Below are 25,915 nucleotides of genomic sequence, written 5' to 3' on the forward strand. Positions count from 1 at the left end.
AGCCCGTACCCAAGTGAAGGCCACTTGTCTGCGACATGATGTCCTTTCATATGCCATCTAAAACCCATTGGGTTAGAATGCCTCCCTTTTCTGCCCCCGATCCTTGAGGACCGCCATGTTCAGCCGTGATTTGACTATTGCCAAGTACGACGCCGATCTCTTTGCCGCCATGGAGCAAGAAGCTCAGCGCCAGGAAGAGCACATTGAGCTGATCGCTTCGGAAAACTACACCAGCCCAGCGGTGATGGAAGCTCAAGGCTCGGTACTGACCAACAAGTACGCCGAAGGTTACCCGGGCAAGCGTTACTACGGCGGCTGCGAATACGTCGACGTGGTTGAACAGCTGGCCATCGACCGCGCCAAGGAGCTGTTCGGCGCCGACTACGCCAACGTCCAGCCACACGCCGGTTCCCAGGCCAACGCCGCGGTCTACCTGGCCCTGCTGCAAGGCGGCGACACCATCCTGGGCATGAGCCTGGCCCACGGCGGTCACCTGACCCACGGCGCCGCGGTGTCCTCCTCCGGCAAGCTGTACAACGCTATCCAGTACGGCATCGACGCCAACGGCCTGATCGACTACGACGAAGTCGAGCGCCTGGCCGTCGAGCACAAGCCGAAAATGATCGTGGCCGGCTTCTCTGCCTACTCGCAGATCCTCGACTTCCCGCGCTTTCGCGATATCGCCGACAAGGTCGGTGCCTACCTGTTCGTCGACATGGCCCACGTGGCCGGTCTGGTCGCCGCTGGCGTCTACCCGAACCCGGTGCCATTCGCTGACGTCGTGACCACCACCACCCACAAGACCCTGCGCGGTCCACGTGGCGGCCTGATCCTGGCTCGCGCCAACGCCGACATCGAGAAGAAGCTCAACTCCGCCGTATTCCCTGGCGCCCAGGGCGGCCCACTGGAGCACGTGATCGCCGCCAAGGCCATCTGCTTCAAGGAAGCACTGCAGCCTGAGTTCAAGGCTTACCAGGAACAAGTGGTGAAGAATGCCCAGGCCATGGCCGAAGTGTTCATCGAGCGCGGTTTCGACGTGGTGTCCGGTGGTACCAAGAACCACCTGTTCCTGCTGTCGCTGATCAAGCAGGACATCTCCGGCAAGGACGCTGACGCCGCTCTGGGCAAAGCCTTCATCACCGTGAACAAGAACTCCGTGCCAAACGATCCACGCTCCCCGTTCGTCACCTCCGGCCTGCGCTTCGGTACTCCGGCCGTGACCACTCGTGGCTTCAAGGAAGCCGAGTGCAAGGAACTGGCCGGCTGGATCTGCGACATCCTGGCGGACCTGAACAACGAAGCGGTGATCGACGCCGTGCGTGAGAAGGTCAAGGCCATCTGCAAGAAGCTGCCGGTATACGGCGCTTAATCAGCCCGCAGACCGCAGCAGAAAAAGCCCGGCCCAGTGCCGGGCTTTTTTGTGCCCGCAGGGCCGCGCAGACAGGCGGTGAAAGGAGCCTGCGAGGTCTTGCGAACGCAGGATACCCGGGCGGCTGGTCCGGCCGATCGCAGCCTGCGACAACGGCTACAGTGGCCAGGGGAGGAAAAACCACTGGTCAGACCGGTAAAGCCAATCTGCACCCTCCCCCTTGTAAACCCATAAAACCCGAGCGTAGACTGCGCCTGCACTGGACATACCGGTAAGACCACAATAATTAAGTCCTCCATCCGCTGCGCATCCCCCGCGCACGGCAGACAGGACACCGACCAGGATTCCCCCCATGCTCAGATGGTGCTCGCGTTCGATTTTCCTCCAGGTTGTCCTCGGACTGATGCTCGGCATCGTGTGCGGACTCACCCTCCCCGAATACTCCTCCCAGCTCAAACCCCTAGGCGATGGTTTCATCAAGCTGATCAAGATGCTGATCGGGCTGATCGTGTTCTGCGTGGTCGTCAGCGGCATCTCCGGTGCCGGCGACCTGAAAAAGGTCGGCCGCATCGGCCTCAAGTCGGTGATCTACTTCGAGATCCTCACCACCGTGGCCCTGGTGATCGGCCTGATCATGGCCTTCAGCACCGGCATCGGCAGCGGCGCCAACATCCATCTGGAGCAACTGTCCACCGCGGACATGGGCGACATCGCCCAGCGTGGCCAGCACATGCACACCACCACTCAGTTCCTCATGGACCTGATTCCCACCTCGGTGATCGGTGCCTTCGCCGAGAACAACATCCTCCAGGTACTGCTGTTCTCGGTGCTGTTCGGCAGCGCCCTTAACCTGGTGGGTGAAGCCGCCTCGGGCATCTCCCGGCTGATCAACGAACTGAGCCATGTGATCTTCCGCATCATGGGCATGATCGTGCGTCTGGCGCCCATCGGCGTGTTCGGTGCCATCGCCTTCACCACCAGCAAGTACGGCCTGGATTCGCTGCAGCACCTGGGCAGCCTGGTGGGGCTGTTCTACCTGACCTGCTTTGCCTTCGTTGCGGTGATCCTGGGCCTGGTGATGCGTTTGTCGGGCCTGCGCATGCTGCCCTTTCTCAAGTACCTGCGCGAAGAGTTGCTGATCGTCCTCGGCACCGCTTCCTCCGACGCCGTGCTGCCGCAGATCATGCGCAAGCTGGAACACCTGGGGATCGGCAGTTCCACCGTAGGCCTGGTGATTCCCACCGGCTACTCGTTCAACCTCGACGGCTTCTCCATCTACCTGACCCTGGCCATCGTCTTCATTGCCAACGCCACCGGCACTCCGCTGTCCATGTCGGACCTCTTGACCATTCTTCTGGTGTCGCTGATCACCTCCAAGGGCGCCCACGGCATCCCCGGCTCGGCGCTGGTGATCCTGGCGGCAACCCTGACTGCAATCCCGGCGATTCCGGTGGTGGGCCTGGTGCTGGTGCTGGCGGTGGACTGGTTCATGGGCATTGGCCGCGCCTTGACCAACCTGATCGGCAACTGCGTGGCCACCGTCGCCATCGCCCGCTGGGAAAAGGACATCGACGTGCAGCGGGCCAACAAGGTGCTCAGCGGCCAGCAGGGCTACACCTTCCAGGCGCGAAAACCGGTGACCGGCGCCCACCAGCAGGAATTTTGACCCGACCTTGTGCCTGTCATCGGCAGGCACAACACTCGGCGCGGCAACAGCGCGCTATTAATCGTTCATGGAGTCAACAGTGATCAGCTCGTCAACAGTGGTGAATTCAGTGGTAGAAAAGCTCCGGGCCGCCCTGGCCCGCGGCCAGTGGCGCTCCGGCGACATGCTGCCAGGGCAACGCGAATTGGCCGAGCAACTGGGCATCAGCCGCCCCAGCCTGCGCGAAGCGGTGATCGTCCTGGAGACCCTGGGCCTGGTGCGCTCCATGCCCGGCAAAGGCGTGGTGGTGCTGGACACCCCCCTGGACGAAGCGCAGGGCAGCGACAGTGCAGTGGCCGGGGCCAGCCTCGAAGACGTGCTGCAACTGCGCTACACCCTGGAGCCCTTCATCGTCGGCCTGGTGGCGCAATCCATCAGCAGCAAGGAAGTCGGCCAGTTGCGCCTGACCCTGATGGACATGCGCGAAGCCCTTGAAGCCGGCGACAGCGAAGCCGGGGTCAACGCCTACATCGCCTTCCACGAGGAACTGTTCACCCTGACCAGCAACCCGATCTTCCAGAACGTGGTGCAACAGACCAGCAATGCCCTCAAGCAAAGTGCACAGATCCTGCGCAATTCACCGGAGCACCTGGCCGAACGCCTGGAAGAAAACGAGGCGGTGGTGCGGGCCATCCGCAACAAGAACAGCGCCCTGGCCAGCGCCGAGATGCGCCGGCACATCCTCCAGGAAGGCCAGCGCATGGGCATCGAACTGAATATCCCGGACGATCACCTGGGCAACAGCGCCCAGTAATCCCCCCGAGTCAGCAACCGGACTGGAGACAGGCCATGGTCAGCTACGCCCTGAAAAACAATCCCTTCACCCGGGTGGCCAGCCTGCCAAGGCGCCCGCAGGGCGAAAGGAAGCTGCTGGTGGATGATGTCTACCCGCAGATCTTCGACGCCATTCTCGAACAGCGCATCGCTCCCGGCAGCCGCTTCACCGAAGACAGCCTGGGGCAGGCCTTCGGCGTCAGCCGCAGCATAGTGCGCCAGGTCCTGGCGCGGCTTTCCCATCAGCAAGTGGTGATCCTGCGGCCCAATTACCGGCCCCAGGTGGCGGCGCCGGACCTGGAACAGACCCGGCAGATCCTGCATGCCCGGCGCCTGACGGAAATCACCCTGGTGCGCCTGGCCTGCCAGCAGCCCCGGCGCCAGTTGCAACCCTTGCGCGAGTTGATCGCCCAGGAGCGCGAGGCCATTGCCCGCGACCAGCGCGGGCCGGCTATCCGCCTGTCCGGGGAGTTCCACCTGCAACTGGCGGAAATCGCCGGCAACGGGCCCCTGGCACAGTTCCTCGGCAGCCTGGTGCCCCTGACCTCACTGGCCATCGCCCAGTTCGAGGGCCAGGCCCGCAACTACTGCTCCTGGCAGGAACACTCGAAGATCATCGATGCACTACAGGAGGCCGATGCCGAAAAGGCCGAAACCCTGATGAACCAGCACCTGGCGCACCTGGAGCAGCGCCTGCTGGGCGGCCTGTAGCCGCCATCAGCCCGCGAGCATCCGCTCGAACCCCTGCCGGATCTTCTCTTCCGGCAGATCGTCGGCAATGAACACCATCACGCTCTCGCGCACTTCGCCTTCGGCCCATTCGCTGTCCCAATCGAAGCCATAGAGCTTGAGCACGCCCTGGAACACCATGCGCCGGGGCTCGTCGATAACGCTCAGCACACCTTTGTAGCGCAGCAGTTGCTTGCCGTGGTCTTCCAGCAGCTCATTCATGAATTCGCTCAGGCGATCCAGGTCCAGGGCTTGCTCGGTGCGCAGCACCAGGCTGGAAATCCGGTCCACTGACGGCGCCTTGCTCACTGGCCGCAGGCTGAGACCGCCCCCCAGGTCGGCATTGAGATTGAATCCCCGCACATCCAGCAGTTCGGCCAGGTCGATCTGGCCGTGCTCCACCAGGCGGATCGGTGCCCGGCGGTTGATCCGGGTCAGGCGCTGGCCGAGGGCTTCGAAAGTCGCCTCGTCCACCAGGTCACGCTTGCTCACCAGCAGCCGGTCGGCAAAACCGATCTGCGCCTGGGCAATGGTCTGGGTCAGGTGGAACTCGGCGTGCTTGGCGTCCACCAGGGTGATGATGCCGTCGAGGATATAGCGTTCGCGCAGTTCCTCATCGATGAAGAAGGTTTGTGCCACCGGCGCCGGATCGGCCAGCCCGGTGCACTCGATCACCAGCCGGTCAAAGTCGATCTCGCCGCTGTCCAGACGCTCCAGCAACAGGTACAGGGCCTTGGTCAGGTCGGTGTGGATGGTGCAGCAGACGCAGCCGTTGGACAGGGTCATGACCTGTACCGGCTGCTCGCCCAGCAACTGGGTGTCGATGCCGGCATCGCTGAATTCGTTCTCGATCACGGCGATTTTCAGGCCGTGCTCGGCCTTGAGCAGGTGGCGCAACAAAGTGGTCTTGCCGGCGCCGAGAAAACCGCTGAGCACGGTCACGGGAATAGGGTTGTGCAAAACAGGATCTCCCACGCATAAAAACGTAGAAGCCGGCTTGTCGGCGATGGCGTCCGAAGAACCGCTATCGCCGGCAAACCGGCTCCTACAGGGGTGTGGCTCAAACGCTGTGTTTCAACAGCACTTCGGACCGCCCTTGCCGCCGTATCGCGCCTCCTGGCGTTCCCGGAAGAACGCCTCGTACGACATCACCGGCTTGTCCGGGTGCTTGGTTTGCATATGCTCGACGTAGTTGTCGTAGTCGGGCATGCCGACCATCAGGCGCGCGGCCTGACCGAGGTATTTACCGAGGCGACTCAGGTCATTGAACATCGTTGCAATCCTCGAGTTACGCGTCCGGCACGGCCTGATAGGGCGATTCTTTATCCGTACGCTCCTTGCTGCCCCAGGCGGCGATGCCGACCTTGAGCGCGTAGAACAGGATGCTGAACACCACCAGCAGGAACAGGGCTGTCAGGGTCGCGTTGGTGTAGGCGTTGAAGATCACGTGCTGCATCTGCGTGATGTCCTTGGCCGGAGCGATGATCTGGCCGTTGGCCATTGCATCGCTGTATTTCTTCGCCAGCGACAGGAAGCCGATCGCCGGGTTGGCGTCGAACAGCTTGATGAAGCCTGCGGTGGTGGTGCAGATCAGCAGCCACACAGCCGGCAGCAGGGTGACCCAGATGTAGCGCTGGCGCTTCATCTTGATCAGCACCACGGTACCCAGCATCAGGGCGATACCGGCCAGCATCTGGTTGGAGATGCCGAACAGCGGCCACAGGGTGTTGATGCCGCCCAGAGGATCGATCACGCCCTGGTACAGCAGGTAGCCCCAGAGCGCCACGCAGCCTGCGGTGGCAATCAGGTTGGCGGTCCACGACTCGGTGCGTTTCAGCGCCGGAACGAAGGAACCCAGCAGGTCCTGGAGCATGAAGCGCCCGGCACGGGTACCGGCGTCCACCGCAGTGAGGATGAACAGGGCTTCGAACAGGATCGCGAAGTGGTACCAGAAGGCCATGGTGTTCTCACCCGGCAATACATGGTGGAGGATCTGCGCGATCCCCACTGCCAGGGTCGGCGCGCCGCCGGCACGGGCCAGGATGGTGTTTTCACCGATGTCCTTGGCCACCGCCTGCAGTTGGTCCGGGCTGATCGCAAAGCCCCAGCTGCTGACAGTCTGGGCTACCGCCACCACGTCGCCGCCGACGATGGCCGCCGGACTGTTCATGGCGAAGTACACGCCCGGCTCGATCACCGAGGCCGCGACCATGGCCATGATCGCCACGAAGGACTCCATGAGCATGCCGCCGTAGCCGATGTAGCGGGCGTTGGCTTCGTTATCCAGCAGCTTGGGCGTGGTGCCCGAGGAGATCAGCGCATGGAAGCCGGAGACCGCACCACAGGCGATGGTGATGAACAGGAAGGGGAACAGGCCGCCTTTCCACACCGGGCCGGTGCCGTCGGTGAACTGGGTCAGGGCCGGCATCTTCAGCTCGGGCATGGTGATCAGGATGCCGATCGCCAGAGCGATGATGGTGCCGATCTTGAGGAAGGTCGACAGGTAGTCCCGCGGTGCCAGGATCAGCCACACCGGCAGTACTGCCGCGACGAAACCGTAGCCGATCAGCATCCAGGTGATCTGCACGCCGGTGAAGGTGAACATCTTGCCCCACACCGGATCCGCCGCCACCTGGCCACCCAGCCAGATGGAGCCGAGCAACAGCAGCACGCCGATCAACGAGATCTCACCAATGCGGCCCGGGCGGATGTAGCGCATGTACACGCCCATGAACACCGCGATCGGGATGGTCGCCATCACCGTGAAGATGCCCCACGGGCTCTCGGCCAGGGCCTTGACCACGATCAGCGCCAGCACCGCGAGGATGATGATCATGATCAGGAAGCAGCCGAACAGCGCGATGGTCCCGGGGATGCGGCCCATTTCCTCACGGACCATGTCGCCCAGGGAACGGCCGTTACGCCGGGTGGACAGGAACAGCACCATGAAGTCCTGCACCGCGCCGGCCAGGACCACCCCGGCAATCAGCCACAGGGTGCCGGGCAGGTAGCCCATCTGCGCCGCCAGCACCGGGCCCACCAGGGGGCCTGCGCCGGCAATGGCCGCGAAGTGGTGACCGAAGAGGATGTGCTTGTTGGTCGGGACGTAGTCCAGACCATCATTGTTGACCACGGCGGGCGTGGCCCGGCCCGGGTCCAGCTGCATCACGTTGTTGGCAATGAACAGACTGTAATACCGGTACGCCACCAGATAGATGGCCACGGCGGCGACCACAATCCACAAGGCGTTGATCGCCTCGCCGCGACGCAATGCAACTACGCCAAGGGCGCAAGCTCCTACGATTGCCAGCAGCAGCCAAGGAACATGGCGCAACAGGCTATTATTATTTTTCATTTTTTTATTCCAGCCAGGAGGATAGAAAAACCGCGTTTCGAGTGTAGCGCTACTGCTCTTAAAGACCACCCCCCACGTTGGTCTAGAGCCTTCTTTTAACTTATGAGGGCGGTTTTTCTTGCTCCCGATCTGCCTGAGCGGCGCACGCCAGGAAAAAAACGGAACCCTGGGCACTTGCCGACAGTCGCACGCTTGAGCCCTGGCGCAGGAACCTCCATGTCAACGCCACCCGAACAACCGCCATTGCCACCGCCACTCCTGTATTTACTGTGCCTGACCCTGGCGCTTTTTCTCAGCGGCTGGCTGCCCTTGCCGCTGCCGGTCAATAACGGCGTGCGCAGCCTGGCAGTGATCCTGATCGTCTTCGGGCAGGGCCTGTCGTTCTGGGCCATGTGGCGTTTCCGGCAACAGCGCACCACCTCCAGCAACTTCGACCAGCCCGACCAGTTGCTCCGCGATGGCCCCTTCGCCATCTCGCGCAACCCGATCAACCTGGGCGACACCCTGGGCTACTGCGCCATTGCCCTGCTGCTGGGCAACCTGTGGCCCTGGCTGTTGCTGCCGGGGCTGCTGTACCTGATGAACCGCACGGTGATCCGCCCGGACGAGAGACAACTGCTGGAGCTCTTTGGCCAGCCCTACCGTGACTACTGCCGCAAGGTCCGGCGCTGGTTGTAGCGACAGGCGCGAACCGGGGTCTATAGTTCAGGGCACCATGCAGAGGGCCAGCCCATGACCGAGCAACACGACGACCGCCGACGCTTCAAACGCATCGCCTTCGATGCCCGGACCGAACTCAGCCAAGGCACCCACCGCTGGCCGGTACGGCTGCTGGATCTTTCACTGAAGGGCCTGCTGATCGAGCGCCCCGATCCGTGGCTGGGCGACCCGGCGCGCCCCTTCGAGGCCGACATTCACCTGAGCTCCGACGCCGATGTGCGCATGGACGTACAACTGGCCCATGACAATAAGGGCCAACTGGGCTTCGTCTGCCTGCACATCGGCCTTGAGTCCATCGAGCACCTCAGGCGCCTGATCGAGTTGAACCTGGGAGACCCCGAGGAGCTTGAGCGCGAGCTCGGGGCCTTAATCGATATCTGATGCCCTTTCAGGGAAACAGCGCGGGCTCGGGAAACTCGCTTTCCGTGTCCCAGTAACCCGCCTGCTGGCGCGTGGCGACAGTCCACTGGCCGTCGGCATAACGGAAGGTGCGATAGGTGGTGACGAACTCTTCGTTCTCCATCGATGAAGCGGACGACACCTGCTGGATGCTTTCCGTGCCGCCACCAACGGACGGTACGATCTGCCAGGCCGCCTTGCCGGTCTGGGCAAACACCAGCGGCTGCTTCTCCGCGCCCTCCCCCTGGCACAGCACCGGGTCCAACTGATTCTGCTCCGGCATCAGCACTTGGGTGGCCGGGCCGCTGTAGCTGCCCATGGGAGCGGTCTGGTCGATGGTCAGGAAAAACGCCGGGGACGGCAGGCCGTTCAGCGGTGCCTTTTCCACGGTGGCCATCGGGTAGCCCAGGGACTTCTGCGCCAGTACCTCGCCGCTATCGGACACCAGGCGCGCCTGGGCTCCCAACGGCGCGCTCGGCTGATCCCCCTCCGGCTCGGCAAAGCTGTCGGCGTCCAGGCCATTGCCCCAGCTATCGGCATGCAACTGGGGGGTGATGCGCACATCCTCCAGCACCTCCAGCACCGAACCGTCGCCCACCAGCACCTGCTGGGCAATCCGATAGCCTTCCGGCACCTCGGCCGGCTGTGCCAGGGCCAGGCCGCAATAGCCCAGCAACCCCCAACCCAACACCCGCCTCCTGAATCCGCTCATGGCCATATCACCTGCTTCCTTTCAAAAAAGACCAGCATGCTTACTCGAAAAGTGCATCCAGCGCCTGCTCCAGGCGGGTCACGGCAATGATCTTCAAGCCCGGCGGCGCCTCTTTCGGCGCGTTGCCCTTGGGCACGATAGCTCGCTTGAAGCCGTGCTTGGCCGCTTCCTTCAAGCGCTCCTGACCGCTGGGCACCGGGCGCACCTCACCCGACAGGCCGACTTCGCCAAACACCAGCAGGTCATGGGGCAACGGACGGTTGCGCAGGCTCGACATCACGGCGGCCATCAACGCCAGGTCGGAGGCGGTTTCCAGCACCTTGACCCCGCCCACCACGTTGAGGAACACATCCTGATCGTGGGTGGGGATGCCGCCATGGCGATGCAGTACCGCCAGCAGCATGGCCAGGCGGTTCTGGTCCAGGCCCAGGGTCACCCGGCGCGGGTTGGCCAGGTGGCTGTCATCCACCAGCGCCTGGACCTCCACCAGCATCGGCCGGGTGCCTTCCCAGGTGGCCATCACCACGCTGCCCGGAACCTCTTCCTGGGCACGAGTCAGGAAAATCGCCGAAGGATTGGAGACCTCCTTCAATCCGCGGTCAGTCATGCCGAATACACCCAGCTCATTCACCGCACCGAAACGGTTCTTCACCGCCCGCAGCAAGCGCAGGCGCCCGTCGGATTCGCCTTCGAAATACAGCACGGTGTCCACCATGTGCTCCAGCACCCGCGGCCCGGCCAGGGCGCCTTCCTTGGTCACGTGGCCGACGAGGAAGATCGCCGTGCCGCTCTGCTTGGCGTAGCGCACCAGCAAGGCCGCGCTCTCGCGCACCTGGGACACGCCGCCCGGGGCCGACTGCAGTTGTTCGGTGAAAATCGTCTGGATCGAGTCGATCACCATGACCTTGGGTTTTTCTACCCGGGCCGTGGCGATGATGGTTTCGATGCAGGTCTCGGTCATCACCCGCAGTTGGTCCTGGGGCAGGCCCAGGCGCCGGGCGCGCATCGCCACCTGCTGCTGGGATTCCTCACCGGTGACATACAGCGCCGGCATGCGCGTGGCGATATTGCACAGGGTCTGCAGCAGGATGGTCGACTTGCCGATCCCCGGATCACCACCGATCAGCACCACCGAACCGTCCACCAGGCCGCCGCCCAGCACCCGATCGAGTTCACCGGAAGCGGTGGAGAAACGCGGGATTTCCTCGACGCTGACTTCCGCCAGGGTCTTGATCTGCGCCTGCTGCCCGGCCCAGCCGGTGCGCCCGGCAGGCGCCGCCGCGCCGCCGCTTTCGATCATGGTCTCGGTCAGGGTGTTCCAGGCCCCGCACTCACCGCACTGCCCGGCCCATTTGGGAAAGGTGGAGCCGCACTCGGTGCAGCCGTACATGCGCTTGGCCTTGGCCATCTGAACCCCCGGCAAAAACCGCGATGATAGCTCAGCTGGCGCGGATCAGCGCGGTGCGGCGGTACGTATCTGCCCGCTGGCCAGGCGCGTGGCGCTATTGCCCAGGGGATCCTCGGCATTCAGGTCGGCGCCCTTGGCGGCCAGGGCGTCGAGCAATTCGACCCGCTTGAACAACCCGGCGTACATGGCGGCGGTCTGCCCGGCGCCATTGCGCTGGTCGGGGCTGCAATCGGCGGCCAGCAGGCGCCGGGCGATCTGCACCTCGCCCTTGAAGATCGCCCCCATCAAGGCCGTGTTGCCACGCTTGTCCTGGGCGCAGGCGTTGGCCCCAGCGGCCAGCAGGCGCTCCACCGCCGGGCCCTGGCCGTGATAGGCCGCGAGGATCAGCGCGGTGTAGCCCTTTTCATCCTGGGTATCGAGGGAATAGCCGGCCGCGATAAAGGTGTCGAGCATTTCCACATCGCCACGGCGGGCGGCATCGAAATAATAGTTTTCCAGCTGGACCTTGACCGCCACCGGGTCGGCGGCGGCCGCTGCTTCGGCCGTAGGCTGCGCGTAGGCGGCAAACGACCAGGCCACTGACAGCAGCGCTATAAAAAGACGCATGGCGCGACTCCTCTGTCGGAAAAAGACGTCACGCCCGGGCGGGCGTGACGGGTAAGGCTCGCTCGATCAGTCGCTCAACTTCGCCGCCAGGGCCTTGACTCGGGCCAGGTCGCCCTTGGCCACCTTGGTCACCCCAGTGCCATATTCAGGGTCGGCCTTGTAAAGGAACGACAGCATGATGTGCTTGCTCTCATCATCAGTGGTGGCCAGGGAGCCGCCGAAGCTGTCGATCAGGTCCTGGCGTTCCTTCTTGCTGAAGGAGCGGTACAGGTCACCGGCCTGCTTGAAGTTCTGCTCGCGCTGGATCTTCGCCTGCTGGGTGCTGCCCGCCAGCGCCATCTGGCTGTAGCGCGCGGTCTGCGGCTCTTCGCGTGGCATCAGGCGGCTTGGCTGGTAGTTGACCCCCGTGCTGCTGTGGCCCAGGTTCATCGCGCCGTCCTGGTTGCCGTTGTTCACCGGGTTCTTCGGCGCGTTGATCGGCAGTTGCAGGGCATTGGCGCCGATGCGGTACATCTGGGTATCGGCATAGGAGAACACCCGGCCTTGCAGCAGGCGGTCTTCCGACGGTTCGATGCCTGGCACCAGATTGGCCGGTGCCATGGCCACTTGCTCGGTTTCCTGGAATACGTTGGCCGGATTGCGGTTCAACACCATCTGCCCGACTTTGCGCTCGGGCACACCGGGCCAGATCTTGGTAGCGTCCAGCGGGTCGAAATCAAACTTGGCCAGGTCTTCGGGTTTCAATACCTGGACATACAAGTCCCACTTGGGAAAGTCCCCTTTATTAATGTGGGTTACCAAGTCATTAGTCATATGACTGTAATCGCGGCCCTGTACGTCCACCACTTGTTTCGGGTCGAGATTCTTCAGACCCTGCAGGCTCTTCCAGTGGAACTTCACGTAGTGCACTTCGCCCTTGGCGTTGATCAACTTGTAGGCATGCACACCATTACCGTCCATTTCCCGGTAACTGGCCGGAGTGCCGGAGTTGGAATACAGCTCGGTCAGAGTACGGGTGGCTTCTGGAACATGGGAGAAGAAGTCGAAACGCCGCGAGTCATCGTCGAGATTGGTGCGCGGATCGGGTTTGAACGCATGCACCATGTCCGGGAACTTGATGGCATCACGAATGAAGAAGGTCGGGAAGTTGTTGCCCACCAGGTCCCAGTTACCGTCCGCGGTATAGAACTTGGTGGCGAAGCCCCGTGGATCGCGCAAGGTTTCCGGGGAGTGGTTGCCATGCACCACCGCCGAGAAACGCACGAATACCGGGGTCACTTCGCCGGCGGCAAACACCTTGGCACGGGTCAGGTCCGTGAGGTTGTCGGTTACCGTGAAAGTACCGTGGGCACCCGTGCCACGGGCATGCACCACACGCTCTGGAATGCGCTCGCGGTCGAACCGCTGGAGTTTCTGAATCAACTGCACGTCTTGCAACAGCACCGGGCCGGTGGCGCCCGCAGTCTGCGAATTCTGGTTGTCGCCCACTGCCGCACCGTTGTCGCGGGTCAGCGTGGCGGCCTGTACGGAAAGGGAAAGCATACTGGCGGCAAGCACGCCCAGTACGCGTCGCTGGGAAAGACTCCCAAGGCCAAGAGAAGCGGTCATGTTGTATTCCTCTAGTTATATAAGGCGCATCTCGATGCGCCTGCTAGAGGCTAGTGACTAAATATTTGAAAGATAAATAGAAAGGCCGTAACCGCTCGATTGACAGAATGTACTGGTTATATCGTGGGGCGCGGGGTATATCGCGCGCGATTTGATGGCACTTTGAATAAACTATTTGCCTCTTTATCGGTCGATAACCCCGCGAGCTGTAAAAAGTTGTTTCGGCAAAATGCTTTTTGCTGAATTACACTGCCGTAACCAACCTCATCTGTAGCAAGGAATAACCTATGGGCGTGCTAAGTGAATTCAAGGCCTTCGCGGTCAAAGGTAATGTGGTCGATATGGCCGTCGGTATCATCATCGGCGCCGCGTTCGGCAAGATCGTCTCGTCCTTTGTTGGCGACGTGGTCATGCCGCCAATCGGCCTGCTGATCGGTGGGGTGAACTTCGGGGATCTGGCGGTCACGCTCAAGGCGGCTGCGGGCGATACGCCGGCAGTGGTCTTGGCGTACGGCAAGTTCATCCAGAGCATCATCGACTTCGTGATCATTGCCTTCGCCATCTTCATGGGGGTCAAGGTGATCAACCGTCTCAAGCGCGAAGAGGCCGTGGCCCCGACGCTGCCGCCGGTACCGACCAAGGAAGAAGAGCTGCTGGGGGAGATCCGCGATCTGCTCAAGGCTCAGAACAACAAGCCCTGAGGCTGATCCCGCAATACGACAACGGCGCCCTGATGGCGCCGTTTTCATTACCAGTAGTTTTCCACCGCCACCTGCCCCGGTCGCCGGGTCAGGCTCAGGCTCATGCCCCGCTGCTTGAGCAGGGCGCGGGTGTCATCGATCATCTGCGGGTTGCCGCAGAGCATCACCCGGGAGTGCTCGGGGCTCAGCTCCACGCCGGCGGCGCGCTCCAGCTCACCGCTCTCGATCAACTGGGTGATGCGCCCGTTGAGGCTGCCCGGATGCTGCTCGCGGGTCACGGTGCTGATGAATTGCAGCTTGTGGGCAAATTCCGCCAGGTATTCGCGCTGGGGCAACTCGGCCAGCAGGCGCTGATAGGCCAGCTCCTTGGCCTCGCGCACGCTGTAGACCAGGATGATGCGTTCGAATTTTTCCCACACCTCGAAGTCCTGGAGGATCGACAGGAACGGCGCAATCCCGGTGCCGGTGGATAGCAACCAGAGGTCGCGACCATCGACGAAACGGTCCAGGGTCAGGTAGCCAAAGGCCTGGCGATCCACCAGCAGGCTGTCCCCCACTTCCAGGCGGCTCAGCTCGCTGGTGAACTCGCCGCCGGGCACCACGATGGAAAAGAACTCGAGAAACTCATCGAACGGCGACGACACCATGGAATAGGCGCGCCACACCGTACTGCCGTCGGCCTTGGTCACCCCGAGGCGAGCGAACTGCCCGGCACGAAAGCGAAAACCCGCATCCCGGGTGGTGCGCAGGGTGAACAGGCTGGAGGTCAGGGGCTGGACCTCGAGCAGGGTCTGGCGGGTGTATTTTTCTTCACTGGCAGTCATGACAGGCTCCACAAAACCGATGCGCTAGTGTCCCGCAAAGCGCCGCGCAGAAACACCGGCGGTTTGTAGTGGCATAGAGCGCGGGCAATCAGCGACAAAAAAACGTACCATTTAGCCCCGCTTCGAACAGCCCGCGCTGCCGCTGTCCGAGGGTTCCCGTGCGCTCGACAGCCCCCACCGCCGGGACATTCACCGATTACCTAGAGTCCGCCCCATGCCCCTGCTTGCAAGCCCCTTCGCCCAGCTCGACCTGATCCGCCAGCCCGAACAGCAGAACGAGCCACTGCAAGCCTTCGACGCGGCGGACGAATACCTGCTCAATCACCTGGCCGAACAACAACCGGCCAGCGACACCCGGGTGCTGGTGCTCAACGACAGCTTCGGCGCCCTGGCCGCGAGCCTGCTGGGCAAGGTCCAGGTCAGCAGCAGTGGCGACTCCTACCTGGGCGCCCTGGCCCTGGAAAAGAACCTGGTGCGCAACGGCCTGCCCTTCGACGCCGTGCGCGTGGTGCCGGCCAGCGAGGCCCTGGCCGGCCCCTTCGACCGGGTGCTGATCCGCGTCCCCAAGACCCTGGCCCTGCTGGAAGAGCAACTGATCCGCCTGCAAGGGCAGCTGGCCCCCGGCGCCCAGGTGGTGGCGGCGGCGATGATCAAGCACCTGCCCCGCGCCGCCGGTGATTTGCTGGAGCGCTACATCGGCCCGGTCCAGGCCTCGCTGGCGGTGAAAAAGGCTCGGCTGCTGATTGCCACGCCGCAAGACAAGCAGCCCGTCGTGTCGCCCTACCCGACCCGCTATCGCCTGGAACAGCCGGCCATCGAGCTGCTCAACCACGCCAACGTGTTCTGCCGCGAAGGCCTGGACATCGGCACTCGCGCCTTCCTCCCGCACCTGCCGCAGAACCTCGGCAGCGCCCGGGTCGCGGACCTGGGCTGCGGCAACGGCGTACTGGCCATTGCCAGCGCCCTGGACAACCCCCAGGCCCATTACACCCTGGTGGACGAATCCTTCATGGCGGTGCAATCGGCCCGGGAGAACTGGCAGGCCGTGCTGGGCGAGCGCGAAGCCCAAATGCGAGCCGGCGACGGCCTGGCCGGCCAGGCAGCGCAATCCCTGGAGGTGGTGCTGTGCAACCCGCCGTTCCACCAGCAGCAGGTGGTGGGCGACTTCCTCGCCTGGCGCATGTTCCAGCAGGCCCGGGAGGCCCTGGTGGTAGGGGGCGCGCTGTACATCGTCGGCAACCGCCACCTGGGCTACCACAGCAAGCTGGCGCGGCTGTTCCGCGGCGTCGAGCAAGTGGCGGCAACCCCCAAGTTCGTCATCCTCAAGGCCCGCAAGTAAGGGCTCGCCAGAACACAGCTGTCTTTTCGACAGGCAAAAAAAACCCTCCACCAAGGGAGGGTTGAAACCGTGCCGCAAGGCAACGGGATGGGATGATCAGTGGGTGGTCAGGCCTGCGGCATTCATGAACATGCGCATCAGGCTGGCGACCACGAACAGGGCCAGGACACTGCCACCCCAGATCAATACCAGCCAACCCAGGCGCTGCCACAGCGGCTTCTTTTCCGCCTGTTCGATTTCCTGCAAAGAGTGTTTACCGCTCATGACCTCAACTCCTGCCTAACCCGGATTCCCGTAGAAGCTGGCGTGCCAGCGAAAGCGACCGCAAGCTCGGCGCAAGGCGCGAAGGCCTCTTCGCCGGCAAGCCGGCTCCTACCTAGTGATAACCGTCTTCGTGGGTGACCTTGCCGCGGAACACGTAGTAGCTCCAGAAGGTATAACCCAGGATGAACGGGATGATGAACAAGGTGCCCACCAGCATGAAGCCCTGGCTCTGCGGCGGCGCGGCGGCGTCCCAGATGGAGATCGACGGTGGCACTATGTTCGGCCATAGGCTGATGCCCAGGCCGCTGTAGCCGAGGAAGATCAGCATCAGGGTCAGCAGGAACGGCGTGTAGTGGGCGTTGCGGGCCACGGCGCGGAGCAGGCCGTACATGGTCACCAGCACCAGGATCGGCACCGGCAGGAACCAGAACAGGTTCGGCAGGGTGAACCAGCGCGCGGCAATCTCGGCGTGGGCCAGGGGCGTCCAGATGCTGACGACGCCGATCACCGCCAGCACCACGTAGGCCAGGGGCCGCGCCAGGTCATGCATCTGCAGTTGCAGCTTGCCTTCGGTTTTCATGATCAGCCAGGTGCAACCGAGCAAGGCATAGGCCACCACCAGCGCCAGGCCGCAGAACAGGGTGAACGGGGTCAGCCAGTCCAGGGAACCTCCGGCGAACTGGCGGTTGACCACCGGCAGCCCATCGATGAATGCCCCCAGGGCCACGCCCTGGAAGAAGGTCGCCGCCACCGAGCCGCCGATGAAGGCCTTGTCCCAGATGTGGCGCTTGTCTTCCTTGGCCTTGAAGCGGAACTCGAAGGCCACGCCGCGGAAGATCAGGCCCACCAGCATCAGGATCAGCGGCAGGTAGAGTGCCGAGAGCACCACCGAGTAGGCCAGCGGGAAAGCGCCGAACAACGCCGCGCCGCCCAGTACCAGCCAGGTTTCGTTGCCGTCCCAGACAGGCGCGACGGTGTTCATCATTACGTCACGGTCGCGGTCGTCCTTGACGAACGGGAAGAGAATCCCGATCCCCAGGTCGAAGCCGTCCATGACCACGTACATCATGATGCCGAAGATGATAATCACGGCCCAGAGCAGCGGAAGATCAATACCCATGACTCAGTTCCCCTTGTTCAGGCGGGTGCCGTGGTCGGCGTCGTGGTCATCGTCGGCTGCGGACAGCGGACGGGCCGGGGTGCGTTTCTGGCCGGGGCCACCGTGGCTGGTTTCGGCACCTTCGTTGGTAACCGGGCCTTTGCGCACCAGGCGCATCATGTAGCCGATCCCCACGCCGAACAGCGAGAAGTACACCACCACGAACAGCGCCAGGGTGATGCTCATCTGCACAAAGCTGTGGCCGGAAGAGGCATCCGCCGTGCGCATCAGGCCATAGACCACCCACGGCTGGCGGCCGATCTCGGTGGTGAACCAGCCGGCCAGGATCGCGATCAACCCGGACGGGCCCATCCACAACGCCAGGTACAGGAACGGGCGCGAGGTGTAGAGGGTGTCGCGCTTGCGCAGCCAGAGGCTCCACAGGCCGGTGAAGATCATCAGCATGCCCAGGCCGACCATGATCCGGAACGACCAGAAGACGATGGTCGAGTTGGGCCGGTCCTCGGGTGGGAACTCCTTGAGCGCCGGCACCTGCTTGTCCAGCGAGTGGGTGAGGATCAGGCTGCCCAGGTAAGGGATTTCCACCGCGAAGCGGGTTTTCTCGGCCTTCATGTCCGGCCAGCCGAAGAGGATCAGCGGGGTCGGCTCATTGCCGACGTTCTCCCAGTGGCCTTCGATGGCGGCGATTTTCGCCGGCTGGTGCTTGAGGGTGTTGAGGCCATGGAAGTCGCCGATCACCGCCTGCACCGGCGCCACGATCAGGGCCATCCACATGGCCATCGACAGCATGCGACGAATGGCCGGGTTGTCCCGCCCGCGCAGCAAGTGCCAGGCTGCGGACGAACCGACGAAGAACGCCGTGGCGACGAACGCCGCTACAGCCATGTGCGCCAGGCGATAGGGGAATGACGGGTTGAAGATCACCGCCAGCCAATCCACCGGGATCACCTGGCCGTTGACGATTTCATAGCCTTGCGGGGTCTGCATCCAGCTGTTGGACGAGAGGATCCAGAACGTCGAGATCAGGGTGCCGATGGCCACCATCACCGTGGAGAAGAAGTGCAGCTTGCGCCCGACCTTGTTCCAGCCGAACAGCATCACCCCGAGGAAACCGGCTTCGAGGAAGAAGGCCGTGAGCACTTCATAGGTGAGCAAGGGGCCGGTGACGGACCCGGCAAAGTCCGAGAAGCGGCTCCAGTTGGTGCCGAACTGGTAGGCCATCACCAGGCCGGAGACCACGCCCATGCCGAAGTTGACGGCAAAGATCTTCGACCAGAAGTGGTAGAGATCGCGGTAGGTGTCGTCGCGGGTCTTCAGCCAGAGGCCTTCGAGTACCGCCAGGTAGCTCGCCAGGCCGATGGTGATCGCCGGGAACAGGATATGGAACGAGATGGTGAACGCGAACTGAATTCGGGCGAGATCAAGAGCCTCTAAACCGAACATAAGCTTTCCTCTATCAGGTAATACCGGCTGCCGGCCAGAGGCCTGCACCCACTGCCCCCACGGATATGGAGTGCGGCGAATTCGGATTCGTTCTTTTTTAAACCATCGCTACGCAGGGAGTCTGGCACTTGGGCCACCACATCAGCCTTTGCAAAAAGGTTTTGATCTGGATCAAGCAACGTTGAAAGAGTAGTCCTAATTTCGCCATGCAACTCTGTGGTTATTTGCCGCGTGACAGCTTGCCTCACCCTCTCAAGCCCGGGGTTTTCCCGGCTTTTTCCCACACAAAACGCCTGTAGCCGCTGCTCAGCCTGCGAAGCTGCGAAAGGCCGGGCCGCGTTCAGTACGCAGGGCCTTGGCTGGCAACTTCCCGTCGAACCTGCGGCGTATTCAAGATCCTGGCGTCTCCTTCGGAGCCGTTCGCAGCCTGCGGCAGCGGCTACAGGGTTCGCGACCAGGTGTTCGAGCGAAAAACAAGATAGATGCGCGGCTAACGAATTTTCCCCGAGCCGCAACTATTGGTTACATCTTGGTGATAATCTCGTGGCACTCCCCGCTCAGATCTACCGCCCGATGCCCAGCCAAGACCCTCTGCTGCTCCGTCACCATCGTCCGTTCATCGCGTTCTGGCTGGCGCGGATCTTCACCGCCAGCGGCTTCCAGATGCTCACCGTGGCCATTGGCTGGAACCTCTACCAACTGACCGGCAATGTGCTGGACCTGGGTCTGGTGGGGCTGGTGGAATTCGCCCCGCGGGTGCTGTTCATGCTGCACACCGGGCATGTGGCCGACCGCTACGACCGGCGCCGGGTAGCGGCCATCTGCCAGTCGCTGCAAGCCCTGATCGCCCTGGCCCTGGCCGTCGGCAGCCTGACCGACAGCGTCACCCGGGAAATGATCTTCATCCTGGCCTTCCTGCTCGGCGGCGCCCGCTCCTTCGAAATGCCCACCACCCAGGCCCTGCTGCCGAGCATCGTGCCCGCGGCGCTGTTTCCCCGGGCGGTGGCCGCCGCGCAATCGGCGCAGCAGTCGGCGACCATCGTCGCCCCGGCCCTGGGCGGGTTGCTGTACGCCTTCGGCAGCGTCTGGGTCTACGGCCCCACCGTGGTCCTGTACCTGATCGCCTGCCTGCTGATGCTCAACTTGCCGGCCCGGCAGACCCCGTTGAACAAGGGCAAGGCCACCCTCGATTCGCTGCTGGCGGGCATCCGCTTCATCCGCAGCCGCCCGGACATCCTCGGCGCCATCTCCCTGGACCTGTTCGCGGTATTGCTGGGTGGCGCCACCGCGCTGCTGCCGGTGTTCGCCAAGGACATCCTGCTCACCGGCCCTTGGGGCCTGGGGCTGCTGCGCTCGGCGCCAGCGGTGGGGGCCTTGCTGATGTCCCTGTGGCTGGCGCGTTTTAGCGTCGAGCGCAAGGTCGGGCGGGTGATGTTCACCGCGGTCGGGGTGTTTGGCGTGGCCACCATCGCCTTCGGCCTCTCGACCTCGTTCTGGTTTTCCCTGGCGGTGCTGGTGGTGCTGGGGGCGGCGGACATGATCAGCATGGTGATCCGCGCCTCCTTCGTGCAACTGGAGACCCCGGACGAAATGCGCGGCCGGGTCAGCGCGGTGAACGGCCTGTTCATCGGCGCTTCGAATCAGTTGGGGGAGTTCGAATCCGGGCTGACCGCCCACTGGTTCGGCACGGTGCCGGCGGTGGTGCTGGGCGGGGTCGGCACGCTGCTGGTGACCGGCGTCTGGATCAAGCTGTTCCCGACCCTGGCCCAGCGCGATCGGATGATCGAACGGCTCGAGCAACCCAAGGCCTGAAGCCGCGCCGGGCTGGCGCGGCCAGGTTCAAGCCTCAGTGGCTGGGCTGAGCTTCAGCAGCGGCTCGCCATTTCGCCGCCTCCAGCAGGTCGCAACCATCCTGGGTCAGTACATAGAGCACGTCGATGATGTGCGGGATGTCCTTCACATCGCCGTGGCTGAAATTCAGGCAGCAGAGGGTTTCCAGCAGATTGGCAGCCGTGCGCATGCGTTGCTCGGCGGCTTCGTGCAGCGCCTCAGGGGAGGCATTGGCGTTGATAAAAAACACACCTGGCCGGCTTATGTTGGATTTAAGCGGCACATAGTGAGCAGCAGTTTCCGGGGTATTCATCATTAGATCCTTCTTTATGAATGACCGCCCCAATCGTGACCAAACGATGGGTGGCGGACTGTGCACAGGTTGGTCAACCGGGAAGAAGGCACCCGGCACACCCGAAGGTGTCCCGCGCACAGCCCACCATTAAGCGTGCGGACACGAAAAAGTGCCTGCAAACCAGGGTGGCGCGTGCGCCTTCTAATTTCGGGTGACCAAACCCGGCCGCTGAATTGGCAGCGACGGCGCGAACTATAGGGGTGATGGGACGGGCGGTGCAAGAAGCGGCTGGTTAGCCTTTGTTACCCGTTCACAAGCCCCGTGCCCGACTCCTTGCCGAACCGAGCTGCGACAGAGAAACGCCCCGTGGGGGGCCTCGTAACAGGTTGTTGATCATTCTCTGCAATACAAAACCGCTACGAAGAGTGTAAGGTATCGCCTTACACCCGCACTCCATGATCAAGTCCTTTCAGCACAAAGGCCTGCGCGCCTTCTATGAAACCGGATCGACTCGTGGAATACGGGCCGAGCATGCACGCCGGTTGGCCCGCCAGCTGTCGTTCATGGATCACGCCAGCGAACCGGCAGACCTCAATCTGCCGGGCTGGCGGCTGCACCCGCTCAGGGGCGACCTGCTTGGCTACTGGTCCCTGGTAGTGTCCGGCAACTGGCGAGTGATCTTTCGTTTCGTAGGTTCGGATATCGAGCTGGTGGATTATCTGGACTACCACTGAACAGGAGGCAAGATCATGCCCATCCACAACCCGCCCCACCCCGGTGACACCCTGCGCCTGGATATCTTGCCCGAACTGGGCATCAGCGTGACGGAGCTGGCGCGGCATATCGGCTACGCCCGCCCGCACCTGTCCAAGGTGTTGAACGGCCATGCGCCAATCCGCGCAGAACTGGCGGTCAGGCTGGAACGCGCCGGGATCGGCAAGGCCAAGGTCTGGCTGGCGGTACAGGCCGATTACGACATCTGGCACACCGAGCAGGAACTGCAACCGCTGATCGAGCCCATCGCGGCCCATGTTGGCTGAGCCCTAAACCAGCAGCTCTCCAGCCACCTTGGCGCGCTTGCCGCGACCGCACAGCGCTTCCACCAGGGCCAGGGCAAACGCCAGGGCCGCGGCGGAGCCCTGGGCGGTGATGCAGTTACCGTCCACCACCACCGGCTGGTCGACAAAGGTGCAGCCCAGCAGATGATGGCTGGCGCTGGGCAGGCAGGTCATGCGCCGCTGGCGCAGCACGCCATGCGCCTGCAAGGCCAGGGCCGGGGCTTCGGCGATGCCGGCGAACAGGCGCCCCGCTGCGGCCTGATCCTTGAGCAGTTGCTGCAGCGGTTGATGGGCCGCCAGGTGCTGGGCGCCCACCGCGCCGCCGGGCAATACGATCAGGTCGAAGCGCTGGGCCAGCACGTCCACCAGCATGGCGTCGGCGGTCAAGCGGGTGCCCCGGGCGCAGGTGAGCATGCGCCGGCCTTCGACGCTGGCGGCCAGCACTTCGACTTCGGCACGGCGCAGTACGTCGATCAAGGTCACGCTTTGCAGGTCGTCGATGCCTTCGGCAAGGGTGACCAGGGCTCTGAAGGTCATGGGGATGACTCCGCGTGGAGGTCTTTAGAGCTTAGTCAGCTTTGCCGGCTGCCGTTCAGGGCGCCGTCACTTGATGTAGATCTGCGCGCCCAGGCTGTTGCCCGGGGCGTTGAGCGAGGTGTTGCGAAAGCTGAAGGTGCCCTCCTGCTTGCCCGCCAGGTCGAAGACATAGACATAGCCGACGGTAGTCCCCGAGTTGCCACAGGGCACATAGCTGGAGCCGTCCTCGCACACCGGCGAACGGGTGCCATCGACCTCGAAGCCGTCCAGGGTCACATGGGGCTCGCGACCGTAGCCGATCTCCAGCACGTAGACCTTGATGTTCGGGCCGTTGTGATCGCACTGGGTCCGTTCACGACCGTCGGAGACATCCTCCAGGCCGCAGGAAGGTGACAGCACCTTGAGAATCTCCACCCGGCTCAGCGGCGGGGCCGAGCGCGCCATGGCCGGGGCCGCCAGCCAGCAGGCTGTCGCGCCGAGCAATGCCAGGGCTGTCATTTTCACTGTGCTGCGCATAAATCCCCCCTAAAACCAGGGCGCAGTATGCGCTACTTGCCAGCGCGGCAAAACATCGCCGACGATCGCAGCCATTGGCCCACGCTGCTGGTATGATGCGCGGCTTTTTCCGACCCAGAGCAAATCCGCAGGCACCTTATAAAGTCTGTGCTTTGCTGTTGGAGTCGATACATTCACGGCGCCCGGCGGCGCCACGGGGAGCAGACATGCTGGAAAGGCTGTTTCAACTCAAGGCACACAACACCAACGTGCGCACCGAGATTCTTGCGGGCGTGACCACCTTCCTGGCCATGGCCTACATCCTTTTCGTCAACCCGAGCATTCTCGGCGAGACGGGCATGGACAAGGGCGCGATCTTCGTTGCCACCTGCCTGGCGGCGGCCATCGGTTCCACAGTCATGGGCCTGATCGCCAACTACCCGATCGCCCTGGCACCGGGCATGGGCCTGAACGCCTTCTTCACCTACACCGTGGTCCTGCACATGGGCCACACCTGGCAGGTGGCCCTGGGTGCGGTATTCATCTCGGCGGTGCTGTTCTTCCTGCTGTCGATCTTCCGCATCCGCGAATGGATCATCAACAGCATCCCCCTGCCCCTGCGCTCGGCCATTGCCGCCGGTATCGGCCTGTTCCTGGCGCTGATCGCCCTGCATAACGCCCAGATCGTCGTGGGCAACGAGTCGACCCTGGTGGGCCTGGGCGATCTCAGCAAACCGGCCCCTATCCTCGCGGCCCTGGGTTTTGCCCTGATCGTGGCCCTGGAAGCCCTGAAAGTGCGAGGCGCGGTGCTGATCGGCATCCTCGCGGTGACCGTCGTCTCCATTCTCATGGGCGTCACCCCGTTCGGCGGCGTGACCTCGATGCCACCGTCCCTGGCCCCGACCTTCCTGCAACTGGACATCAAGGGCGCCCTGGATATCGGCCTGATCAGCGTGATCTTCGCCTTCCTGTTCGTCGACCTGTTCGACAACTCCGGCACCCTGATCGGCGTCGCCAAGCGCGCCGGGCTGATGGGCAAGGACGGCCACATGCCGAAAATGGGCCGGGCGCTAATCGCCGACAGCACCGCCGCCATGGCCGGTTCCCTGCTGGGCACCTCGACCACCACCAGCTACATCGAATCCGCGGCGGGCGTGAGCGCCGGCGGCCGCACCGGCCTGACCGCCATCGTGGTGGCGATCATGTTCCTGCTGGCGCTGTTCTTCTCGCCACTGGCGGCCAGCGTGCCGGCCTTCGCCACCGCACCGGCCCTGCTGTTCGTCGCTGTGCTGATGACCTCGGGCCTGGCGGAAATCGACTGGGAAGACATCACCGTCGCCGCTCCCGTGGTGGTCACCGCCCTGGCCATGCCGTTCACCTATTCCATCGCCAACGGCATCGCCTTCGGCTTCATCGCCTGGACCGTGATCAAGCTGCTGTCGGGCCGTGCCCGTGAGCTGAACGCGCCCCTGGTGATCCTGTCGATCCTGTTCGTGATCAAGCTCGGTTACCCCGCATGACTTTTGACGCCGCAAGCTACACCACCCAGTTGAATGACAAGGTCGCGCGCTTGCGCGACCTGCTGGCCCCCTTCGATGCACCCGAGCCTCAGGTCTTCGACTCGCCCCTGCAGAACTTCCGCCTGCGGGCAGAGTTCCGCCTGTGGCGCGAGGCCGGGGAACGGCACTACGCGATGTTCTCCCAGGACGACAAGCGCACGCCGATCCTCATCGAGGAGTTCCCCATCGCCAGCCAGCGCATCAACCAATTGATGCCCCGGCTCAAGGCCGCCTGGCAAGCCAGCGCGCCCCTGAGCCACAAGCTGTTCCAGGTGGAGTTCCTCACCACCCTGGCCGGCGACGCGATGATCACCCTGTGCTACCACCGCCCACTGGACGAGCACTGGCACAAGGCCGCGAGCCAGCTGGCCGCCGACCTCAAGGTCAGCGTGATCGGCCGCTCCAAGGGCAAGCGCGAAGTCATCGGCCAGGACTACGTAGTGGAAAAGCTCGAAGTCGGCGGGCGTACCTTCAGCTACCGCCAGCCCGAAGGCGCCTTCACCCAGCCCAACGGCACGGTGAACCAGAAGATGCTCAACTGGGCCTATGAAGCCCTGGGCGAGCGCCAGGACGACCTGCTGGAGCTGTACTGCGGCAATGGCAACTTCACCCTGCCCCTGGCCACCCGGGTGCGCAAGGTGCTGGCCACCGAGATCAGCAAGACCTCGGTGAATGCGGCCTTGAGCAACCTCAGCGAAAACGCTGTGGATAACGTCACCCTGGTGCGCTTGTCGGCCGAAGAGCTGACCGAAGCCCTGAACGAAGTTCGGCCGTTCCGCCGCCTGCAGGGCGTGGACCTCAAGAGCTACGAATTCGGCAGCGTGTTCGTCGACCCGCCTCGGGCCGGCATGGACCCGGACACCTGCGAACTGACCCGGCGCTTCGACAACATCCTGTACATCTCCTGCAACCCGCAGACCCTGGCGGCCAACATCGCCCAGTTGCACGACACCCACCGCATCACCCGCTGCGCGCTGTTCGACCAGTTCCCCTGGACCCACCACATGGAATCCGGGGTCCTGCTGACCCGCCGCTGATTGGCCCCGCTCCCCAACGGCCGTCCTC

The 25,915-nt window shown here is 63.4% G+C and carries 27 protein-coding genes; 13 read left to right on the top strand and 14 right to left on the bottom strand.

The window, feature by feature from the left end:
* Positions 1–115: 115 nt before the first annotated feature.
* From glyA to BLS75_RS28215, 4 genes are all read left to right on the top strand, one after another.
* Positions 116–1,369, top strand: a complete 1,254-nt coding sequence (gene glyA / locus BLS75_RS28200) for a serine hydroxymethyltransferase (protein WP_041119952.1) — start codon at positions 116–118, stop codon at positions 1,367–1,369.
* Positions 1,370–1,721: 352 nt separating this feature from the next.
* On the top strand, positions 1,722–3,035 hold the full coding sequence (locus BLS75_RS28205) for a C4-dicarboxylate transporter DctA (RefSeq protein WP_015637104.1): 1,314 nt from the start codon (positions 1,722–1,724) through the stop codon (positions 3,033–3,035).
* Positions 3,036–3,114: 79 nt separating this feature from the next.
* Positions 3,115–3,828 (top strand): FadR/GntR family transcriptional regulator, encoded by a 714-nt coding sequence (locus BLS75_RS28210; RefSeq protein WP_041119954.1) that lies wholly within the window; start codon positions 3,115–3,117, stop codon positions 3,826–3,828.
* A gap of 35 nt (positions 3,829–3,863) precedes the next feature.
* Positions 3,864–4,559 (top strand): GntR family transcriptional regulator, encoded by a 696-nt coding sequence (locus BLS75_RS28215; protein ID WP_072452982.1) that lies wholly within the window; start codon positions 3,864–3,866, stop codon positions 4,557–4,559.
* Positions 4,560–4,565: 6 nt separating this feature from the next.
* On the opposite strand, the gene yjiA is transcribed toward BLS75_RS28215, so the two are convergent.
* The 3 genes from yjiA to BLS75_RS28230 form a co-directional block, all read right to left on the bottom strand.
* Positions 4,566–5,537 carry a GTPase gene (gene yjiA, locus BLS75_RS28220; RefSeq protein ID WP_015637106.1) on the bottom strand — a complete coding sequence of 324 codons (972 nt, stop codon included), beginning with the start codon at positions 5,535–5,537 and terminating at the stop codon, positions 4,566–4,568.
* Between the two features lie 114 nt (positions 5,538–5,651).
* Positions 5,652–5,849 carry a YbdD/YjiX family protein gene (locus tag BLS75_RS28225; protein ID WP_007937254.1) on the bottom strand — a complete coding sequence of 66 codons (198 nt, stop codon included), beginning with the start codon at positions 5,847–5,849 and terminating at the stop codon, positions 5,652–5,654.
* A 16-nt stretch (positions 5,850–5,865) separates the two neighbouring features.
* A complete protein-coding gene (locus BLS75_RS28230; protein WP_011063576.1) occupies positions 5,866–7,932 on the bottom strand; it encodes a carbon starvation CstA family protein in 2,067 nt (688 codons plus the stop codon).
* A gap of 216 nt (positions 7,933–8,148) precedes the next feature.
* Here BLS75_RS28230 and BLS75_RS28235 point away from each other — a divergent pair, with 216 nt between their 5' ends.
* The gene (locus BLS75_RS28235) at positions 8,149–8,610 is read left to right on the top strand and encodes a methyltransferase family protein (protein ID WP_015637107.1); all 462 of its coding nucleotides are present in this window, start codon (positions 8,149–8,151) and stop codon (positions 8,608–8,610) included.
* A gap of 54 nt (positions 8,611–8,664) precedes the next feature.
* On the top strand, positions 8,665–9,033 hold the full coding sequence (locus BLS75_RS28240; protein WP_011063578.1) for a PilZ domain-containing protein: 369 nt from the start codon (positions 8,665–8,667) through the stop codon (positions 9,031–9,033).
* A 7-nt stretch (positions 9,034–9,040) separates the two neighbouring features.
* Here the strand turns inward: BLS75_RS28240 and BLS75_RS28245 are convergent, their stop codons facing one another.
* From BLS75_RS28245 to katB, 4 genes are all read right to left on the bottom strand, one after another.
* On the bottom strand, positions 9,041–9,763 hold the full coding sequence (locus tag BLS75_RS28245; protein ID WP_239690696.1) for a hypothetical protein: 723 nt from the start codon (positions 9,761–9,763) through the stop codon (positions 9,041–9,043).
* A gap of 40 nt (positions 9,764–9,803) precedes the next feature.
* Positions 9,804–11,171, bottom strand: coding sequence for a DNA repair protein RadA (radA, locus tag BLS75_RS28250; protein WP_011063580.1), 1,368 nt, complete (start codon positions 11,169–11,171; stop codon positions 9,804–9,806).
* A 45-nt stretch (positions 11,172–11,216) separates the two neighbouring features.
* Positions 11,217–11,777, bottom strand: a complete 561-nt coding sequence (locus tag BLS75_RS28255; RefSeq protein ID WP_015637109.1) for an ankyrin repeat domain-containing protein — start codon at positions 11,775–11,777, stop codon at positions 11,217–11,219.
* 66 nt (positions 11,778–11,843) lie between these two features.
* Positions 11,844–13,385 carry a catalase KatB gene (gene katB / locus BLS75_RS28260; RefSeq protein WP_072452969.1) on the bottom strand — a complete coding sequence of 514 codons (1,542 nt, stop codon included), beginning with the start codon at positions 13,383–13,385 and terminating at the stop codon, positions 11,844–11,846.
* Between the two features lie 287 nt (positions 13,386–13,672).
* Between katB and mscL the strand changes: the two genes are divergently transcribed.
* A complete protein-coding gene (gene mscL, locus BLS75_RS28265) occupies positions 13,673–14,086 on the top strand; it encodes a large-conductance mechanosensitive channel protein MscL (RefSeq protein ID WP_011063583.1) in 414 nt (137 codons plus the stop codon).
* 47 nt (positions 14,087–14,133) lie between these two features.
* On the opposite strand, the gene BLS75_RS28270 is transcribed toward mscL, so the two are convergent.
* The gene (locus tag BLS75_RS28270; RefSeq protein ID WP_053153998.1) at positions 14,134–14,910 is read right to left on the bottom strand and encodes a ferredoxin--NADP reductase; all 777 of its coding nucleotides are present in this window, start codon (positions 14,908–14,910) and stop codon (positions 14,134–14,136) included.
* Between the two features lie 214 nt (positions 14,911–15,124).
* Here BLS75_RS28270 and BLS75_RS28275 point away from each other — a divergent pair, with 214 nt between their 5' ends.
* Complete coding sequence (locus BLS75_RS28275; protein WP_072452968.1) at positions 15,125–16,249, top strand: methyltransferase; 1,125 nt, start codon at positions 15,125–15,127, stop codon at positions 16,247–16,249.
* A gap of 96 nt (positions 16,250–16,345) precedes the next feature.
* Here the strand turns inward: BLS75_RS28275 and BLS75_RS28280 are convergent, their stop codons facing one another.
* The 3 genes from BLS75_RS28280 to BLS75_RS28290 all read right to left on the bottom strand — a co-directional run bounded on the left by BLS75_RS28280 (position 16,346) and on the right by BLS75_RS28290 (position 19,076).
* Positions 16,346–16,513 (bottom strand): DUF2474 domain-containing protein, encoded by a 168-nt coding sequence (locus tag BLS75_RS28280; protein WP_072452967.1) that lies wholly within the window; start codon positions 16,511–16,513, stop codon positions 16,346–16,348.
* Between the two features lie 112 nt (positions 16,514–16,625).
* Complete coding sequence (gene cydB, locus BLS75_RS28285) at positions 16,626–17,633, bottom strand: cytochrome d ubiquinol oxidase subunit II (RefSeq protein ID WP_072452966.1); 1,008 nt, start codon at positions 17,631–17,633, stop codon at positions 16,626–16,628.
* 3 nt (positions 17,634–17,636) lie between these two features.
* The gene (locus BLS75_RS28290) at positions 17,637–19,076 is read right to left on the bottom strand and encodes a cytochrome ubiquinol oxidase subunit I (RefSeq protein ID WP_011063588.1); all 1,440 of its coding nucleotides are present in this window, start codon (positions 19,074–19,076) and stop codon (positions 17,637–17,639) included.
* A 573-nt stretch (positions 19,077–19,649) separates the two neighbouring features.
* Between BLS75_RS28290 and BLS75_RS28295 the strand changes: the two genes are divergently transcribed.
* Positions 19,650–20,888, top strand: a complete 1,239-nt coding sequence (locus BLS75_RS28295; RefSeq protein WP_015637113.1) for an MFS transporter — start codon at positions 19,650–19,652, stop codon at positions 20,886–20,888.
* Positions 20,889–20,922: 34 nt separating this feature from the next.
* Here the strand turns inward: BLS75_RS28295 and BLS75_RS28300 are convergent, their stop codons facing one another.
* Positions 20,923–21,219 carry a hypothetical protein gene (locus tag BLS75_RS28300; RefSeq protein ID WP_019096028.1) on the bottom strand — a complete coding sequence of 99 codons (297 nt, stop codon included), beginning with the start codon at positions 21,217–21,219 and terminating at the stop codon, positions 20,923–20,925.
* Positions 21,220–21,656: 437 nt separating this feature from the next.
* Here BLS75_RS28300 and BLS75_RS28305 point away from each other — a divergent pair, with 437 nt between their 5' ends.
* Positions 21,657–21,935, top strand: a complete 279-nt coding sequence (locus BLS75_RS28305) for a type II toxin-antitoxin system RelE/ParE family toxin (RefSeq protein ID WP_011063591.1) — start codon at positions 21,657–21,659, stop codon at positions 21,933–21,935.
* 15 nt (positions 21,936–21,950) lie between these two features.
* Positions 21,951–22,241, top strand: coding sequence for a HigA family addiction module antitoxin (locus BLS75_RS28310; RefSeq protein ID WP_072452965.1), 291 nt, complete (start codon positions 21,951–21,953; stop codon positions 22,239–22,241).
* Positions 22,242–22,244: 3 nt separating this feature from the next.
* Here the strand turns inward: BLS75_RS28310 and BLS75_RS28315 are convergent, their stop codons facing one another.
* Together BLS75_RS28315 and BLS75_RS28320 are read right to left on the bottom strand one after the other, a co-directional pair.
* Positions 22,245–22,796, bottom strand: a complete 552-nt coding sequence (locus tag BLS75_RS28315; protein ID WP_072452963.1) for a DJ-1 family glyoxalase III — start codon at positions 22,794–22,796, stop codon at positions 22,245–22,247.
* Between the two features lie 66 nt (positions 22,797–22,862).
* Positions 22,863–23,312 carry a DUF4879 domain-containing protein gene (locus tag BLS75_RS28320; protein ID WP_015637117.1) on the bottom strand — a complete coding sequence of 150 codons (450 nt, stop codon included), beginning with the start codon at positions 23,310–23,312 and terminating at the stop codon, positions 22,863–22,865.
* A gap of 206 nt (positions 23,313–23,518) precedes the next feature.
* Between BLS75_RS28320 and BLS75_RS28325 the strand changes: the two genes are divergently transcribed.
* Positions 23,519–24,811, top strand: a complete 1,293-nt coding sequence (locus BLS75_RS28325; RefSeq protein ID WP_015637118.1) for an NCS2 family permease — start codon at positions 23,519–23,521, stop codon at positions 24,809–24,811.
* A complete protein-coding gene (trmA, locus tag BLS75_RS28330; RefSeq protein WP_072452962.1) occupies positions 24,808–25,887 on the top strand; it encodes a tRNA (uridine(54)-C5)-methyltransferase TrmA in 1,080 nt (359 codons plus the stop codon). The genes BLS75_RS28325 and trmA overlap by 4 nt, the downstream gene beginning before the upstream one ends.
* Positions 25,888–25,915: the final 28 nt, after the last annotated feature.

It is taken from the genome of Pseudomonas sp. NFPP12, assembly GCF_900103205.1.
Taxonomy (GTDB): Bacteria; Pseudomonadota; Gammaproteobacteria; order Pseudomonadales; family Pseudomonadaceae; genus Aquipseudomonas; species Aquipseudomonas protegens.

What these genes read in the sequence shown, in the direction of transcription:
- BLS75_RS28225 (WP_007937254.1), bottom strand. Translation starts at nt 5,849, where the DNA reads ATGTTCAATGACCTGAGTCGCCTCGGTAAATACCTCGGTCAGGCCGCG.
- cydB (WP_072452966.1), bottom strand. Translation starts at nt 17,633, where the DNA reads ATGGGTATTGATCTTCCGCTGCTCTGGGCCGTGATTATCATCTTCGGC.
- BLS75_RS28305 (WP_011063591.1), top strand. Translation starts at nt 21,657, where the DNA reads ATGATCAAGTCCTTTCAGCACAAAGGCCTGCGCGCCTTCTATGAAACC.
- BLS75_RS28315 (WP_072452963.1), bottom strand. Translation starts at nt 22,796, where the DNA reads ATGACCTTCAGAGCCCTGGTCACCCTTGCCGAAGGCATCGACGACCTG.
- BLS75_RS28245 (WP_239690696.1), bottom strand. Translation starts at nt 9,763, where the DNA reads ATGAGCGGATTCAGGAGGCGGGTGTTGGGTTGGGGGTTGCTGGGCTAT.
- BLS75_RS28290 (WP_011063588.1), bottom strand. Translation starts at nt 19,076, where the DNA reads ATGTTCGGTTTAGAGGCTCTTGATCTCGCCCGAATTCAGTTCGCGTTC.
- BLS75_RS28275 (WP_072452968.1), top strand. Translation starts at nt 15,125, where the DNA reads ATGCCCCTGCTTGCAAGCCCCTTCGCCCAGCTCGACCTGATCCGCCAG.
- BLS75_RS28310 (WP_072452965.1), top strand. Translation starts at nt 21,951, where the DNA reads ATGCCCATCCACAACCCGCCCCACCCCGGTGACACCCTGCGCCTGGAT.
- BLS75_RS28320 (WP_015637117.1), bottom strand. Translation starts at nt 23,312, where the DNA reads ATGCGCAGCACAGTGAAAATGACAGCCCTGGCATTGCTCGGCGCGACA.
- BLS75_RS28255 (WP_015637109.1), bottom strand. Translation starts at nt 11,777, where the DNA reads ATGCGTCTTTTTATAGCGCTGCTGTCAGTGGCCTGGTCGTTTGCCGCC.
- glyA (WP_041119952.1), top strand. Translation starts at nt 116, where the DNA reads ATGTTCAGCCGTGATTTGACTATTGCCAAGTACGACGCCGATCTCTTT.
- BLS75_RS28280 (WP_072452967.1), bottom strand. Translation starts at nt 16,513, where the DNA reads ATGAGCGGTAAACACTCTTTGCAGGAAATCGAACAGGCGGAAAAGAAG.
- BLS75_RS28240 (WP_011063578.1), top strand. Translation starts at nt 8,665, where the DNA reads ATGACCGAGCAACACGACGACCGCCGACGCTTCAAACGCATCGCCTTC.
- BLS75_RS28270 (WP_053153998.1), bottom strand. Translation starts at nt 14,910, where the DNA reads ATGACTGCCAGTGAAGAAAAATACACCCGCCAGACCCTGCTCGAGGTC.
- BLS75_RS28230 (WP_011063576.1), bottom strand. Translation starts at nt 7,932, where the DNA reads ATGAAAAATAATAATAGCCTGTTGCGCCATGTTCCTTGGCTGCTGCTG.
- radA (WP_011063580.1), bottom strand. Translation starts at nt 11,171, where the DNA reads ATGGCCAAGGCCAAGCGCATGTACGGCTGCACCGAGTGCGGCTCCACC.
- BLS75_RS28235 (WP_015637107.1), top strand. Translation starts at nt 8,149, where the DNA reads ATGTCAACGCCACCCGAACAACCGCCATTGCCACCGCCACTCCTGTAT.
- mscL (WP_011063583.1), top strand. Translation starts at nt 13,673, where the DNA reads ATGGGCGTGCTAAGTGAATTCAAGGCCTTCGCGGTCAAAGGTAATGTG.
- BLS75_RS28205 (WP_015637104.1), top strand. Translation starts at nt 1,722, where the DNA reads ATGCTCAGATGGTGCTCGCGTTCGATTTTCCTCCAGGTTGTCCTCGGA.
- BLS75_RS28295 (WP_015637113.1), top strand. Translation starts at nt 19,650, where the DNA reads ATGCCCAGCCAAGACCCTCTGCTGCTCCGTCACCATCGTCCGTTCATC.
- BLS75_RS28215 (WP_072452982.1), top strand. Translation starts at nt 3,864, where the DNA reads ATGGTCAGCTACGCCCTGAAAAACAATCCCTTCACCCGGGTGGCCAGC.
- katB (WP_072452969.1), bottom strand. Translation starts at nt 13,385, where the DNA reads ATGACCGCTTCTCTTGGCCTTGGGAGTCTTTCCCAGCGACGCGTACTG.
- trmA (WP_072452962.1), top strand. Translation starts at nt 24,808, where the DNA reads ATGACTTTTGACGCCGCAAGCTACACCACCCAGTTGAATGACAAGGTC.
- BLS75_RS28300 (WP_019096028.1), bottom strand. Translation starts at nt 21,219, where the DNA reads ATGAATACCCCGGAAACTGCTGCTCACTATGTGCCGCTTAAATCCAAC.
- BLS75_RS28325 (WP_015637118.1), top strand. Translation starts at nt 23,519, where the DNA reads ATGCTGGAAAGGCTGTTTCAACTCAAGGCACACAACACCAACGTGCGC.